Raw genomic sequence first — 14715 nt, 5'->3', positions numbered from 1 at the left:
GCGCGCCGTCTCCTCCGGAGACATGACGCGCCGTCACTACCGTGACGGAACGATGTGGCGTCGCTCCGCGACGCCTGGCTGGCTAAGAGGTGGGGTGGGCCGACGTTAGCTGACGTTACAGTTCTCCAGAGATTCAAAGACATTCCTGCGTACAGTTTTGCGCCGCTCCGCGACGCTTCGGTGCTGACGAGGGGGCGGAGCAGCCAGCCCTGCTCTCTCATTTCTCGCCTCTCTACGACGATACGGTACAAAACATGACAGCCGATTCATGACTTACAGTTATCATAACCAGTTCTGATTGGTCTATGCCTCCTAAAAAGCCCTTGCTAAAGGGGTACTTGGAGGTATCCGGTCCTCTCTTGCGCCCAAATCGGATCGACCGACGTGGCATCGTTACATACTTCACCGCCCGGAGGGAGATGTACCGCCGACCTCAGTTCTGATTTAGGCTCAGTTTTGTACCGGCAGGTGCCCGGCCAGATGGGTGGGTGCCCTCCTCCGCAGTGGGACCTCGGGGTTGGAGGTTGTAGTCGTACTGCAGCTGGTTCACGGGGCTGCTTGCCGGATGGACGTCCTCCGTGTGGCGGCCGGCCGAGGAGGACCGCCAAGACGTCCGGGCCTGCCTGGCTCCGGTGGGCCACGAGACACAGATGACGGTGAGTGCGAGTCCGGCGGTCATGGGAAGTGGCTGGCTGGTGCGGCTGGCAACATGGGGCGCCTGTCGGCAACGGCCGCCGCGTGACACTCAACGTGACCAGCACCACTCAGAGTTACTTATCGGTACGGTCTCTCGGTGTAGTGGTCCATGTGAAACTGTGCGCAGAATTTACTCATTACGACTCATGGGTGCAGATGGCCATCTCTGCCCCTTTGTGGTGCATTGAATTCGGGGGCGTGTGTGAGTCAGACGAAGTCGGGCGCCGGGATGTATCTGCAGCGGCTCGCCATCAACAACTTCCGGTCCTGTTACGACGTGGAGGTCGAGTTCCGCCCCCACATCACCCTCCTGGTCGGGGAGAACAACTCCGGCAAGTCCAACGTCATCGAGGCGCTGCGGCTGGCCACCACGCCGCTCAACCGCCGGGCCACCCGGTGGCTGGAGGAAACCGACCTCGCCCACGGCCGGGAGAGCGATGAGGTGTCCTTCCGTGCGACCTACGCCGGGCTGACGACGGCGCAGCGGGCGCACTACATCACGGCGCTGGACACCGAGACGAACCTGGCCACCTACACCACGACCTATCAGCGGGACGCCGCACGGCAGCAGATGCGGCCCAACGTGACCGCCGGGCCGGTGGACGGCCCCGACGCGGAGGCGGACAAGCGCGACCAGATCGCCCACGTCTACCTGGCCCCGCTGCGCGACGCGCAGCGGGAGCTGGCCTCCTCGGACGGCAACCGGCTGCTGCGCACCATCAACTATCTCACCAGCGACGAGGAGCGTGACGAATTCCGCAGCCAGGCGAATGAGTCCTTCGCCAAGCTCAAGGACCACCCGGTCCTGACCTCCACGACCAAGGAGATCCAAGGACACCTGGGGGAGCTGACGGACTCGGTGCGCGGGCAGACCGTGGAGGTCTCCTTCGCCGATTACGAGCTGCACCGCCTGGCGCGCAGCCTGCGCGTGAAGATGGCCGAGGTGGGCATCCCGCCAGCCGACCTGACCGAGTCGGGCCTGGGCTATGCCAACCTGCTCTTCATCGCGACCGTCATCCTGGAGCTGCGCAACGCCCAGGACGTGGAGCTGACCATCTTCCTGGTGGAGGAACCCGAGGCGCACCTGCACCCCCAGCTGCAGGCGGTGTTGCTGGACTACCTTTGCGAACAGGCCACGGCCTCGCTGAAGGACGACACCCACGGCCCGGCCGGCCGCATCCAGGTGATTGCGACCACTCACTCCCCCAATTTGGCCAGCAGCATCGGCATCGAGAACGTCGTGGCCCTGCGCACGCAGTTGACGACCGAGACGGTCCAGGTCGCCGAGGGCAGCGCGGCGCAGGTCTCCCGGCGCAGGACGCGGGTGCTGCCGCTGGCCGCGCTGGACCTCACGGACCACGAGCGGCGGAAGATCGACCAGTACCTGGACGCCACCCGCGCCGGGTTGCTCTTCGCCCGCCGCGTCATCCTCGTCGAGGGCATCGCGGAGGCGGTCCTGCTGCCGGTCATCGCCCGCCACTGCGTCTTCGGGGATGCGGAACAGGCCACGCAGCGCCGCGACTTCCACGGCGTGACGGTCATCAACGTCGGCAGTGTCGACTTCGCCCCGTACATCACGCTGCTGCTCTCGGCGGTAAACGGCTGCCGGCTGCTGGAGGAACTGACCGTCGTGACCGACGGCGACCCGGACATCCCCGACGAGGAGAAGGAGAGCGGGCCGGCTGGCACCCCGGTTGCGGCCACCGTCGCCGACCCGGAGGGGGGTGAGGAGGACGAGGAGGAGAGCGCGGTGGACAACCGCAAGGACCGCCTGCTCGCCCAGGCCGCAGCCATCGGGGCGCAGGGTCGCCTGATTGTGGCCGAGGCCCCGCACACCCTGGAGGCGGACCTGCTCGACCCCGAGGTTAACGAGCCGGTGCTGCGGGCCGCCTTCCTCAAGCAGCGCCCCCGCTCGCAGAAGAAGTGGCGCGAGATCCTCAGCGAGGAGCGGGGCCGTGCCTGGGGCCTCTACCTGAAGCTGCGCAAGCACAAGAAGTTCATCAGCAAGGGCGAGTTCGCGCACGACGTGGCCCTGGCCATCGAAAACGGCGACCCTTTCCAGGCGCCCCCCTATCTGGATGCGGCCATCCGCGGGGTGCTGCAGGACCGCGGCGGTGAAGGGTGAACGATCCGGACCTGAGCGAGGCCCAGCAGGCGCTGGTCGATGCCGAGGAGAGCCTGTTGGCTGCCGCCTGCCCGGGCGCAGGCAAGACCCAGGCCATGGTGGCCCGGTACCTCAAGCGCACCGGGGAGGAGGACCGGCGAGGTGTTGCGCTGCTGTCCTTCACCAACACCGCGGTGGATGAAGTGCGGCTCCGGTGCGCCCAGCGGGCGGATGCCCTGCGGGTGCCGCACTTCGTCGGCACCTTCGACGCTTTCGTCCACCGCTTCGTCGTTACCGCGTTCTACGCGAAGGCCTTCGGTCAAAAGCCCAACTACGTGCAGTCCTGGGCGGACATCGACAGTGCGCGGTTCCGCCTGCCGGAGATGGGGCGGACACGGGACCTGGACCTGGCCTGGTTCGATTTCGAGCCGGACGGGCGGGCCCAGCTGATCCTCGGACGGGTGCCTCATGCCTTCGGTGATGCTGCGGCGCACCGCATGCTGGCCCGGCGCAAGCCGGAGGCGGAGAGCCAGGCGGCGCACCTGTTCGGGCGGCTGCTGCGTGCTGGCACGGTCAGCTGTGAGGCGGCCCGCGTCTTGGCCGAGTACCGGCTGAGCATCCCCGATGAGCGGGCGGTCCTCGCGCCGCTGTTGCGGGCCCGCTTCGCAGAGATCATCGTGGACGAGGCCCAGGACTGCGGCCGGGAGGAACTGCTCATCCTGCGCTTCCTGCGGGACTGCGGGGTGCGAATCGTCATGGTGGGCGACCTGGACCAGGCGATCTATGAGTTCCGCAACGCCACGCCCGCGGCCGTGGAAGAGTTCGCGGCCGGCCTCCCCGGGCGTATCTCGCTGGGGGACAACTGGCGCAGTTCCCGGGCCGTCTGCGCCTTCAACAGCGCGCTGCGCTCCGGCCGGCTAACCGAGGCGGCCTACGGGGATGCCTCCCTGACCCAGCACCCGGTGCACCTGCTTCAGTTCACCAAGCTCGAGCAGATCGTGCCCGCGGCGCTGGAGGTGGCCGAGCGGTACAAACTGAGCGCAAAGGAGATGATGTTGCTCTCCCACGCCGAGGCGCATGGCATGAAGGCAGCTGGCGCGGTGAACATCGACAGTAGCGCCAGCTCCCGGGTGCTAGCCATCGCCCACGCCGGCTTCCAGCTCCGCTCTCAGCAGACGGCGCCCAAGACGCGGCGCGGGGCCCTGGCGCAGGTGGAGCGCGCTGTGCTGGCGGCCCTCACCGCCGACCGGGCCACCCCGGACCACAGCCTCGCTGCCCTGTGCGAGGAGGCGGGCCTCGAGCGGCGCTGGCTGGAGGGCTTCGCGGTGCGCATGGCGCTCGCCCTGGACCCCACCGGCCAGAGCAAGCAGGTGTTCGCCGCCGAGGTCCGTGCCTTCCTCAAGACGGCCTCCTGGGGCGTGGTGCCTCCTCCCGACCCCGCCGTCCTGAGCCGGCTGTTCAAGGCCCCCTTGGACTCTGCGTGGGCGGGTGTCGCCGGGTTCGGCATCACTCCGGCGGTCCGCCACTCCACCGTGCACGGCGTCAAGGGCATGGAGTTCCCCGGCGTCGTGCTGGTGCTGCCCGAACGGCTGCGGGTGCACCCGGTGACCGAGCGCACCGTCCTGGATGACTGGGAGGGTGACCACGATTCTGAGGCCCGGCGGGTTCTGTACGTCGCTGGCTCCCGCGCCCGGAGGCTGCTGATCTGCGCGGTCCACCGCAAGCATGCTGCCCGTGTCTCGGCGCTCCTGACGGCTTGGTGCGTGCCGCATCTTCATGCGTAGGAAGGTGGGCGAGGCGGCCGGGGTCGCGCTGTGCGCTGCGCGGGGTGCGGTCCCCCGGTCCCGCCGTTCGACTTCTTGAGGTGCCCTCGTCTGCGTGCGGTTTCTTCCGCTGCCGCGTGGCGTGTCGGGCATCGGAGTCTCAGCTTCGTGGGGCTTCCTCGGCGGTCTGTCGTGATCGGAGAAGACCGCCGAGCTTGTGACGTGGGCCGTCGCGCACCCTCCGAGTCAGCAGCCCGCAGATCTCCCAGCTGTGCGGTTGCCAGGTGGTTTGGGGCGAGCGCGGTGCCGGGTCGGCGGTGCGGGCACAGGTCGACGTCGCCAGCGAGGGTCTGGTCGTGGGCTGCCGGAGCGGTGCGTAGAAACCTCCGGGCGTGTGACGCGCTCGATCGCGCTGTGCGGCCGAGGAGCTTTCCCGGGCCCTGGTCGGACTGGCGGATCAGCGCAGTCCGGCGAAGAGATCGTTCTCGGGTACGGCAGCGCCGGTGGCGTCCTGGACACGTACGAACGTCTCCATGCCCATCAACTCGCCGAACCTCACCTTGCCCATCTTGAGAAAGAATATGTTCTCGCCCTGACTGGCATGCGCGGCCAGCGCGTCGAACTTCTGACCGCTGAATGCAGTGGTGTCCACCCATGTGGTGATCTCATCGTCGGGGAGGCCGATCTCGGCCATCGCGGCGGCCTCGGCAGGATCCGGCTCCGGCATGTCCTCACCGAACTCGCGCACGATCTCCCCGAACCGCTGCATCATTGAGCGGGGCATCGTCGTCCAGTACACCTTCGGTGTCAGGCCCGTCATCTCCAGCGCCGCCATCGTGATGCGGTGGGCCTGGATGTGGTCGGGGTGGCCGTAGAAGCCGTTCTCGTCATAGGTGACGACCACATCGGGTTGGTAGTGCCGCATGAGTTCCGCCAGTCGGGCGGCGCCTTCCTCCACGGGGGTCTGCCAGAAGGATCCAGGGGCGTCGTTGCTCGGCCAGCCCACCATCCCGGAGTCGGCATAGTCCAGCATTTCCAGATCGCTGATCTTCAGGGCTTCACAGCTCGCCTCCAGTTCTTGACGGCGCATCAAGGCGACGGCCGCCGGATCGTGCCCGGGGTCGCCCGGCTTGACACCCCCCGGTCCATCACCGCAACCGCCGTCGGTACACGTCACGAGAACCGTGTGAATGCCCTCCGCCGCGTACCGCGCGAGGACCCCTCCGGTGCTGGTCGCCTCGTCATCGGGGTGGGCGTGCACTGCCATGAGCGTCAAGGGCCGGTCAGTCATGAGCAAGTCCTCCTGTAGAAATACGACTTGGTCCGAGTGCGCGGCGGGCTTACCGCGATCCCGAGGCCCGGATTCTGGCAGGCGGATGACCTTGTGGTGTCCGTGTTCCCCGCCGGTGCGGCGCCGGTGCGTCGGTTGATGCAACAGTGCCGGCCGGACCGGTTGTTCCCGGCATGGCCGGTTGGCCTTCAGGAGTCGGCGTTTCGACGTGAACGAGGACACCCAGCGGTCCGAGAACGCCGAATTTCTCTGGACGCTAGCGCCGACCTGGCGGACGTCTTCGTCCACGACGCGCTGAGGGCGTACGAGCCGCGCGTTGGTGGCCGCGGCGATAGCGCTGGGGCCGGCTCGGCAAGGAAGGCCGGGGCCAGCCGGATGGTCGCGGTCTTGCGATCGCACGACGGATAGCCACCTGCCCAGGAGGTGGCACGCACCGCGAGCGTGCCGAGGTCACTTGTGCCGTTGTGTCAGGCGCCGAGGCCGATGTGGGAGACGTAGGTGTAGGCGCCCCAGTCGCTGTCGAGTTCGGCGATGACGTCGTCCCAGAGTTCTTCGAGTTTGTCGACGTCGCCGGCGACCATGGCCTCAACGGCGTCGTCCCAGATGTAGCGGACCTGGAAGCGGCGGACGCGCAGGTTGTCGCGGCGGCGGGGGGGGGGGACGGCGTCCTGGTTGATGGGGTGGATTTCGATCTTGGTGCCCTGGCCGCCGCGGTTGAGGTGCTGCTGGAAGGCGTGGGGGTTGGCCATGACGTTGTGGGCGCGCAGGTTCCAGTAGGCGGTGTCGATGGCTTCGCGGTTGGCGGGCTTGGGGGTCTGCTTGCCGCCTGTCCACTTGCGGAGGGTGTGAGAGGTGGCAGTGATGCCGGCCTCGGCCAGTGCCCGGAGGCCGCCTCGGTGGGTGGTGAGGTATTTCATGCGGGCCATGAGGCCGCGGCGGGTGGTGACGGGGGACTTGATGCCGCCCTCGACGATCATGCGTTCGAGGGCGTCTTCGAGGGCGCGGCCCAGGGCGATTTTGCCGTGGACGTTGCTGGGGTCGAGGTTGGCGCCGTATCTGCCGAAGTTCTTCCAACCGTCGGTGGACATTAGCGGGGCGTCTTCCTGGAGCGGGGCAGGGTGTATTCGTCTTTGCTCTTGAGCTGTCCGGTGAGGCGGCCTTCTTCGAAGACGGTGCGCCAGTCGGTGTCTCCGGTGATGTGGAGTTCGTCGGTGCCGCGTACGCGGACGACGGTGAGGCCGTTTGTGTGGGCGCGGTGGGCTTTGAACCAGAGGTTGGCGAAGGCCTGGCTGCGGATGATGTGCATCCAGTCGGGGCGGCGGATGTCGCGGTTGACGCTGGATTCGCCGATGGTGGAGACGAACTTTGAGTACATGGCCTTGATGTATTCGAGGGTGACGTCGTCGTGGTTGTCGATGGCGGTGTGGCGGGCATCGGTGAGGACGCGGCGGAACTTCTCCAGGAGGCCTTCGGTGGCGCCGGAGGTCCAGGCTTCGGTGATGTGGGGGGCCTCGCACAGGTCGAGCTTGTGGCAGCGGATGAGGAGGCGGATGGTGGCATCGTCCAGGAGGACGGGGCCTTCCTCGTGGCGGTTGCCGATGGGGTCGGGGAGATCGGGGTGGTGCCAGGCGGGGCGGGCCGGGAGGCGATAGATGCCCGAGCGCTTGGGCTCGAAGCCGCCGTCGGCGTCGTAGTGGAGAGCGCCGATGGGCAGGTAGGTCTTGAAGGCGGAAAGGTAGGCGGCGTTGGTGTCCAGGGAAGTGACAGCGACAGGAGCTCCGCCGTCGCGGAGGCGGGCGGCGAGGGCGGTGTTTTCCCAGTTGTGGCGGCCCTCCCAGATGTCGTCCGCTCCGTCCTTGGTTTTCTTCCTCAAGAAGTCGAGGGTCTCGGGGTAAACGGTGTGCTCGTAACTGCCGCCGACCCGGGTCGCCTCGAAGAGCTCCATGCCGTTGGGGATCGCTTGCTTGACGAGGGTTTCCGTGGCCGCGTCGGTGTCGCCGTCGTGGTCCTCCAGGGCGCGCTCGACTGCGGTGGTGATCATCTGAGTGAAGTGGCTGTAGTCCCGGCCGGCGTAGGTGGAGCTGCGGGGCGTTGTGGGGCGCGCGGAGACGGGGGCGAGGGTGGGCTGGGGCGCCGGTTGGGAGGGCGCGGGTGAGCTGGAGGCCGGGGTGGGGGGCGGCGTGGGGTCAGCGGTGGGGCTGGTGTGGGGGGCGGGGTCGGTGAAGCGGGCGTGGGGCAGGTCGGCGGTCAGGGCGAGGTCGGCGAGCGTGCCCAGGTCCCGCTCGGTGACGGTGAGGTGGGCCCGGGTCTCCTCGCGGCTGAGGAGGAGGGTGAGGTCGGCGTTCACCGTGGCCAGGACGGCGGGGTCGTCGGTGTCCAGAGTGGCCAGGACTGGGATGTTGTGGGCGCGGGCGAGGTGCGCGAGGGCCTGCACGGCGTCTGCGATGGCCTGGTGGCCGGACAGGGGCAGGCGGGGGTCGTGGGTGGTCTGGAGGCGGTCGACGACCAGCAGCGCGAGGTCAGGGATGTCGGGAACGGTAGAAGCGATCGCGGCTGCATCGAGGTCGCTGCCGTCGTCGATGAGCAGCTGCGCGTGGGTGAGCTGGTGGGTGGCGTCGGCGACGGTCTGCTGTTCGTCGGGGGTGAGGGTGGCGGCGCGCAGGCGGCGGTAGTCGACGGGGGCGTGGGCGGCGATCAGGCGGGCGGCGACGTCGGCGCGGGTCAGGCCGGAGGCGGCGTAGAGGGCTGGCAGGTGATGGGTGAGGGCTGCGGTGCGAGCCGCGGTGGCAGCCAGGAGGCTGGCGCCGGCTCCGGGCGCTCCGGCGATGAGGTAGAAGCGGCCGGCCTGGAGACCGCCGAGAGCTTGGTCTAGAGCGGTGAGGCCGGTGGACAGGCCCGGGAGGCTGCCGGTGCGGGGCGCGTGGTCGGGGGTGGGGAGGGTAGCCAGGGCCTCTGCCAGGGGGGCCAGACGACGTGACGCAGCCTTGGGCACGCTGGTTTGTTGTGCCGGGTAGGGCTGGGGCGTGACTGTGGGCTGCTGTGCGGGCAGGACCGCGGACTCCGGGGCCGGGTGCACAGACACGGAGTGAGTGTCGTGGTCAGCGTCGGCCTGGTCCAGCGGGGCTGAAGTCTGAGTGGGAGGCAGCGCGGCAGGGGTGTCTGCGGCGGACGGCAGCTGCGTTCTTGGGGCAGGCTCTGGGGTCTGCTGCGGCGCGGTAGCTGGGTGGGCGGCGGTCTCGGGAATGAGGACCGCGACTGCGGTGGAGTGTCGGCGCAGCACCTGCGGGTGGCCCGCGGCGGCCTGCTGGATGAGGTCGCCCAGCTTTTTGCGGGCCTGGGCGGTGGGCCAGGACGGGGCGGTGGTCAGTTCACACCCGGCTGCCTCGGCGGCGGCGGGTGAGACCAGCAGTGCCCTGTCCTCTTGGCCCTCGCTTTTGCGTGCGAGCGGAATGGCTCGCCCCTCGCCTGCGGCTTTCACCAGCTGCGGCAGCATCCCGCGCGCCTCGTGCAGCGTCGACGGCACGGACGTGGCAGGCGGCGTGACCTTGTTCGACACTTCGGCACTCCCAACTGCCTCTCAGGCATGAGCTGCTGGCGGGTGACACATCCCTCGCCAGAAAACGTAACGTCACCCTAGCAGTACGGAAACAGGTGTCGGTACAAAAGGAGGTGGGTGCAATTCGTGTTGCGAGGGGGCCGTCGAGCAGATGTTCTTGTGGGGCTGTGCGGTCTGGGTACGGCCGCCTACCCCGGGGAGGTTGTCGCTGACATGCGGTCGGCCTTCGCCTGGCGTTCCGGCGTAGGTTGCTTTGTCAGGGTGTCTCTGTCAGGCCGGTCTCGACAGCCAGTGCCAGGATGCGGTCAGCTTCGCCGGCCGTCAGGTGCACGCGGTGGGATCGGCGGGGCTTTTGCCCTGGACAACGCACCGTGCCGTCGTACCCATCCTCGTCGTGCTCGTTGAGGTTCACACACATGTGCAGCGGCCAGTCGCATCCGCGGGCGCCCCACTCACGATGAAGATGACGGCGCAACGCGGCAAGCCGGTGATGCGAGGGCAGGGTGCGCTGTGTGCGGCATGTGCTGCAGCGCAGTAGGTGGTGCAGGGCGCTGGTGCGGGTCAGGAATTCCTTGCCCTGGCCTTCCATGGTGTTACAACTGCCGCACAGTGGCCCGCGGATCAGGTCATGGTCGTGGCAGTGGTCCCAGTCCGTGGCTGGCCGAGGCGTCTCGCACACGGCGCACAGGTAGTCGCCGGCCTGTGGGCCCGGTTCCCTGAACCGGCTGTAGGCGACACCTCGCAGTTGGTCGCGGTAGCGAAGGAGGGTGGCAGCCGCACAGGTGGGGCACAGCACCTTCCATCCGTTGGTGGTCGAGGTACGCCAGGAATTGTCCGGGCTGGGAGTACCGCAGCCGCTGCAGGGCCGGTCGGCGGCCAGCAGGTTATTCTCCTGCTCTTCTCGTCGGTCGAGGATGTCGGCAAGGGTCCGAGGGATCAGCCAGGTGTCCTTGGCCCACACCAGCGTGGGGATGGGGAGCGTGCAGGCGATGGAGTAAGCGCCCTGCCACTTGCGCAGGGCCTGTGGGCTCAGACCGCAGGGAATCCCCCAGTCTGATTCCTCCTGACGGTGGTGCGCCGTTGCGCAGGGACAGCTGTTTGCCTTCCGCTCGGCATCGGCCGCACTTTGAATCGCCTCCTGGATTTCGCTGCGCCAGTCGCGGCGCACATGCACCTGCGGTTCCAGCTCTGTCCGGTTGATGCGAGGGTCGACGAGGTCATCAGGGTCCCACGGCAACGCGGCCACCGCCTGCCCGGCGCGGTGCACATCCGCATCGTGGAACCTCCACCGGTTGGCATGCTTGTAGGCGCGCACCGGTACATGCGCGAAGAAGACCACGTCATGTTCGGTAAAGCGCTTCTTCTTGAAGCGCTCCGGTGCCAGCGGGATAGGACAATCCTGCACTGTCTGCGCCAGGATGCGCGCAGCCACCTTCTGTTCCATCATCCCGGCAGCATGGCACTCACCACTGACAACAGCGGGCCCTCCCGCCCCTGATGACGGCTTGATCCAGAGACGAAGCCCAGCTCGCACATCCAAGAGCTCGGGGATGTCAGGGCAGGGCTGGCTGCTGACGGCGGTGTTCCCCTGGCCGCCCGAGCGGGAACGTCCCCGCCGGTGCTGTCGAGCGCCCTTGGCCGGCGTGCAACTGGAGGAGTGTCAGTGGCCCACGTCGCCCGGTGCGCTCAGCCGCGCACGGCGAACACAAGGGCAGCGGTGTGCCGGGTTGTACGCCCACGGTCTATGGATCCACCGCGATCACACCGAGTTGAGGACTCTACTGGGCAACTGTGGGAGCGGCCGGACCGCTTTTGGCGCGGTGCGCACGTACTGCCTACCGACGTACCGGATACGGAAGTACGTAAGCAGGCCATCGGTACGGTAGGCCAACTCGACCAACTGAAAGGTCCTTTGCGCGAGAGGCACTGCACATGCTCGAGAACAGCACTCCTGCCGCGGTGGTTTCGGTGCCGGCGGGCCGGGTGGTCGGCGGCCGGGCGGAGTTCCGCGACGACGACTGGGGCAAGGAGACCGCGGTCATCCGCCTGGAGGCCGGCCAGTACGGCCCGGAGGCGGTGGCGGGCCTGGACGCCTTCTCCCACCTGGAAGTCGTCTACCACTTCGACCGCGTCCCCACCGACAAGATCCAGACCGGGGCCCGGCACCCGCGCGGCAACACCGAATGGCCTCTGGTCGGCATCTTCGCCCAGCGCGGCAAGAACCGCCCCAACCGGCTCGGCGTCTCCCGCTGCCGCCTCATCAAGGCCGACGGCCTCGACCTGCACGTCCAAGGCCTGGATGCCGTCGGCGGCAGCCCGTCCTCGACATCAAGCCCTACATGGCCGAGTTGGGCCCCCAGGGCCACACCACCCAGCCCGGCTGGGCCACTGACATCATGCGCCACTACCACTGACTGACCCCTTGCGCGGGCAGCCGCGGGTCGCCCCGGCAGAAATCCTGCCAGGGTAGGCCATCGGCCCTCCGCTTCGCTCGTCTCCGTACCCACAGCACCAGCCGACGGCGCGCCCGCTCCTACCGACTGGGCCTGGCAGCAGGGCGCTGAACCTCCACGACAGCCCCCGTCCCGGCCACGGACCGGTCCTCGTGCATGGTGATCACTTGGCCGGGCCGCAGATGCTGCCACCGCGCGGGGGTGAGAGGAGCCAGTCGCACGGAGGCTTGCCCGCCGGGCTCCAGGAAGGGCACGTATTCCACCCACAGTACGGAGGCTTGCCCGCCGGGCTCCAGGAAGGGCACGTATTCCACCCACAGTGCCGCGATGTCAAGGGACGGTTCGCCGGCCGGTGTTCGGTTTCCGATGTTCCACACGGGGCGCAGGACGCCGGCACCGGGCACGGGTATCTGCCGTCGCGCTTCGGTGGCCGGGCTGAGGGTGAGGTCGGCTCGGATGATGCCGTGACGGGTCTCGTTGCAGCGCCAGCGACACCAGGCCGCACTCCTTTCCAGCCGCAGCCGTTCGGCAGCGGCGGCCAGGGCCTGCCAGAAGCCGAGCGGAAGCGGCGGGATGTCACCGAGGTCCTCCAGCACATCGAGGGCCACCTCCCATTCGTCCTGGACGAGGTACTCCCAGACGTCGTTCACCGTGATGTCGTTCCCGGTGGCGCTCTCTTCAGGAACCAGCAGGGCAGCGGCTTCGAGCAGCTTGGGGACGTCCATGGCCTGATTCTGGACCAGGGCCTGCGGCCTGCGGCAGGTCTGACGGAGTCGCGCACGGCACGCGCCCGAGACGGGGAAGGGGAAGGGGTCGGGGACGGGGACGGGTCTGCCTTGGGCATGTTGCTCAACACCGCCCGGTGATGGCGGTGATGCGGGCATCGTCCGAGCACGCCCTTCGGATACCCGGCTGGATCCAGCGATGCAGGCTTCGCCGGCTCCGAGACGAGGGGACGAACGGTGGATGCTGACACTCAGCGTGCTCTGCGAGCCGGGTGCCCTCCTGACGAACGGTCTGGTACGGCCGTGGGGCGAGGCCGTGCCGCACTGGGTACCCGCCGCAGGACGAACGGTCCGTCCCCTGGCAGCCCTCGTCCCTGCCGCTTCCGGCGCGGTCGTACTGACCGTGTTCGGGTCAATGTCCCGTGGTGGTGGGCCTCCCCGCACGCTGACACGACCGACGCGCGCCGGGGACCTCGTCGTCGGCATTCTCCACCAACCGTTGGTCCTCCGGGCCCGCTCCATGCTGCCGTCACCCTCCCCCACCACCGCCGCCACCTCGCCCCACATCGCCGGGCAACACCTACTGCCTGCGTACCCGGCCTGGCGGCGGGCGGCTGATCCGGAGACGAGCAGGCCGGAAGCGGCTGCTGGATCTGCGACGGCGAGCACAGCCCGCGGCAGACCCACTCGGCGGCCACCTGCCCCAGTACCGGCGCGTCGAGCTGGGCCTGCCTCGGGGCGGACCAACGCCTGAGCCCTCTGAGCCCTCTGAGCCCTCTGAGCCCTCTGGCGGCAACAGCGGTCAGGGGGCCGGGAACGCCGTCTGCTCATCGAACAACCGACGGGCCTTCGTGCCGGCGCAGTGCGGGACGTGCGATCCGGCGTGTCGGGGAGGGCGCGTCACCGGCCGATGGGCCGTCAGAAGTCGTACGGCTTCTTGGTGCTCCAGTTCAGCACGTCGGCCTCGTTCCAGCTGAACTGCGGCTTCTCGCCCTTGATGTCAACGGAAGAGAAGGCGCCGTCGTGACCGTCCGCGCCGCGCAGCGCTATGGTGAACGACTGCGCCGTGTGGTTGTTCGAGCCGTAGTCGAAGAGGTTCACTGCGCTGTATGCCTTGCCGCCGGGCTGGAGCGTGAGGTGCTTCTCGCCGCCCGGGTTGTCCTTCTTCGCGTGCGGCAGTGCGGCGCCGTCGACGTCGCCGCCGAGCTTCACGGCCGGGTACGAGGTGACCCAGCATGGCCTGGTGCCCTCGTTCGACGCGGTGACCAGCAGATGGTCGCCCTGCTGCCCGGCGAACCGGTGCACCGCGGTGAGCAGCATCTCGTCGCCGCGGCACTGCGCGGTGCCGGCCGTTGTGCCCGTGCTCGCGGCCTTGTCCGTCCCGCCCGAGGCGGTCGCCGAGCGTGCGCCCTCCTTGGTGGCGCCGCCGCTGTTGGCCTGCTCCACGCCGCCCTTGCCGTCCCCGCCGGACGCGGACCGGCTCTGCGCGGTAGCGGCGGCGTTGTCGCCGCCCGCCGCCTTCGAACCGCCGCCGGCGCCGCCGCAGGCGGTCAGACCCAGCGCCAGCGCGGCGGTGACGGCGGCCAGGGCGGCGGTACGAATCCGGGAAGTACGCATGATCGGGGTCCCCCTGCATGTCGTGCGGGAGTTTTCTCAGGTCGTTCCCGCGGTGTCGACACCACGTTCCCCGGGGCCGCTGACGTTGTGGAAACGCCTCACTGACGTCCCGCAAACAGACCGCGCGAACAGGTGGGCCGAGCCGCGGGCGGCCCGGATTCCTCACCATGGATCTCGGCGCCCGCACACAGCCCTGAGCATGCCCTGCAGTGCTTTCCCAGACGCTCCGCCGCAAGCACAACATCCGTCTCCTCGACCGACGCGCACGAGGCAGCAACCTGACCGAACCTGACCGAAGCCGCTCCATTCCTCGGCAACAGCACTCCCGGCAAGCTCACCGGCCGATGTCCCGTCGCACTGCATCTGGCGTGCGGCGGTTGCTGACCGGCACGGTTGCCAGGTCGTCGGAGACCACCTGTGGCCGGCGTTCTCACACAACCAGGGCTCTCGCGGACGTCCAGTCCGCGACAGACGAAGCGGACATCTTGTCCGCGAAAGATGGGCGGACGT

Annotated in this window: 8 protein-coding genes and 1 pseudogene; 3 read left to right on the top strand and 6 right to left on the bottom strand. The window is 68.5% G+C overall.

Features of this window, described 5'->3' with window-relative positions:
- Positions 1–898 precede the first annotated feature (898 nt).
- A complete protein-coding gene (locus SNA_RS28640; RefSeq protein ID WP_157880131.1) occupies positions 899–2821 on the top strand; it encodes an ATP-dependent nuclease in 1923 nt (640 codons plus the stop codon).
- Positions 2818–4584: a UvrD-helicase domain-containing protein gene (locus SNA_RS28635; RefSeq protein WP_030063690.1), complete on the top strand. Its 1767-nt coding sequence runs from the start codon at positions 2818–2820 to the stop codon at positions 4582–4584. The genes SNA_RS28640 and SNA_RS28635 overlap by 4 nt, the downstream gene beginning before the upstream one ends.
- Before the next feature lie 436 nt (positions 4585–5020).
- On the opposite strand, the gene SNA_RS28630 is transcribed toward SNA_RS28635, so the two are convergent.
- From SNA_RS28630 to SNA_RS28615, 4 genes are all read right to left on the bottom strand, one after another.
- Complete coding sequence (locus SNA_RS28630) at positions 5021–5854, bottom strand: PIG-L family deacetylase (protein ID WP_030063689.1); 834 nt, start codon at positions 5852–5854, stop codon at positions 5021–5023.
- 467 nt (positions 5855–6321) lie between these two features.
- Entirely contained in the window at positions 6322–6942 is a 621-nt protein-coding gene (locus tag SNA_RS28625) for a hypothetical protein (RefSeq protein ID WP_044367460.1), read from the bottom strand.
- Positions 6942–9410: a DnaB-like helicase C-terminal domain-containing protein gene (locus SNA_RS42855; RefSeq protein ID WP_078970270.1), complete on the bottom strand. Its 2469-nt coding sequence runs from the start codon at positions 9408–9410 to the stop codon at positions 6942–6944. Before SNA_RS42855 ends, SNA_RS28625 begins: the two co-directional genes overlap by 1 nt.
- 256 nt (positions 9411–9666) lie before the next feature.
- Positions 9667–10857: an endonuclease domain-containing protein gene (locus tag SNA_RS28615; RefSeq protein ID WP_030063682.1), complete on the bottom strand. Its 1191-nt coding sequence runs from the start codon at positions 10855–10857 to the stop codon at positions 9667–9669.
- Positions 10858–11342: 485 nt separating this feature from the next.
- On the opposite strand from SNA_RS28615, the pseudogene SNA_RS28610 reads away from it, so the two are divergent.
- A pseudogene (locus tag SNA_RS28610) lies at positions 11343–11824 on the top strand (SAM-dependent methyltransferase).
- Between the two features lie 119 nt (positions 11825–11943).
- On the opposite strand, the gene SNA_RS28605 reads toward SNA_RS28610, so the two are convergent.
- Together SNA_RS28605 and SNA_RS28600 are read right to left on the bottom strand one after the other, a co-directional pair.
- The gene (locus SNA_RS28605) at positions 11944–12588 is read right to left on the bottom strand and encodes a hypothetical protein (RefSeq protein ID WP_044367457.1); all 645 of its coding nucleotides are present in this window, start codon (positions 12586–12588) and stop codon (positions 11944–11946) included.
- 918 nt (positions 12589–13506) lie between these two features.
- Complete coding sequence (locus tag SNA_RS28600) at positions 13507–14205, bottom strand: DUF4232 domain-containing protein (protein ID WP_044367455.1); 699 nt, start codon at positions 14203–14205, stop codon at positions 13507–13509.
- Positions 14206–14715 lie beyond the last annotated feature (510 nt).

It is taken from the genome of Streptomyces natalensis ATCC 27448, assembly GCF_000935125.1.
Lineage (GTDB): Bacteria > Actinomycetota > Actinomycetes > Streptomycetales > Streptomycetaceae > Streptomyces > Streptomyces natalensis.
This window is presented reverse-complemented; position numbering and strand designations above follow the sequence as displayed.

Bases quoted from the DNA above. Each gene is read 5' to 3' on its own strand.
- SNA_RS28600 (WP_044367455.1), bottom strand. From the start codon at position 14,205: ATGCGTACTTCCCGGATTCGTACCGCCGCCCTGGCCGCCGTCACCGCC.
- SNA_RS28630 (WP_030063689.1), bottom strand. From the start codon at position 5,854: ATGACTGACCGGCCCTTGACGCTCATGGCAGTGCACGCCCACCCCGAT.
- SNA_RS28625 (WP_044367460.1), bottom strand. From the start codon at position 6,942: ATGTCCACCGACGGTTGGAAGAACTTCGGCAGATACGGCGCCAACCTC.
- SNA_RS28605 (WP_044367457.1), bottom strand. From the start codon at position 12,588: ATGGACGTCCCCAAGCTGCTCGAAGCCGCTGCCCTGCTGGTTCCTGAA.
- SNA_RS28615 (WP_030063682.1), bottom strand. From the start codon at position 10,857: ATGATGGAACAGAAGGTGGCTGCGCGCATCCTGGCGCAGACAGTGCAG.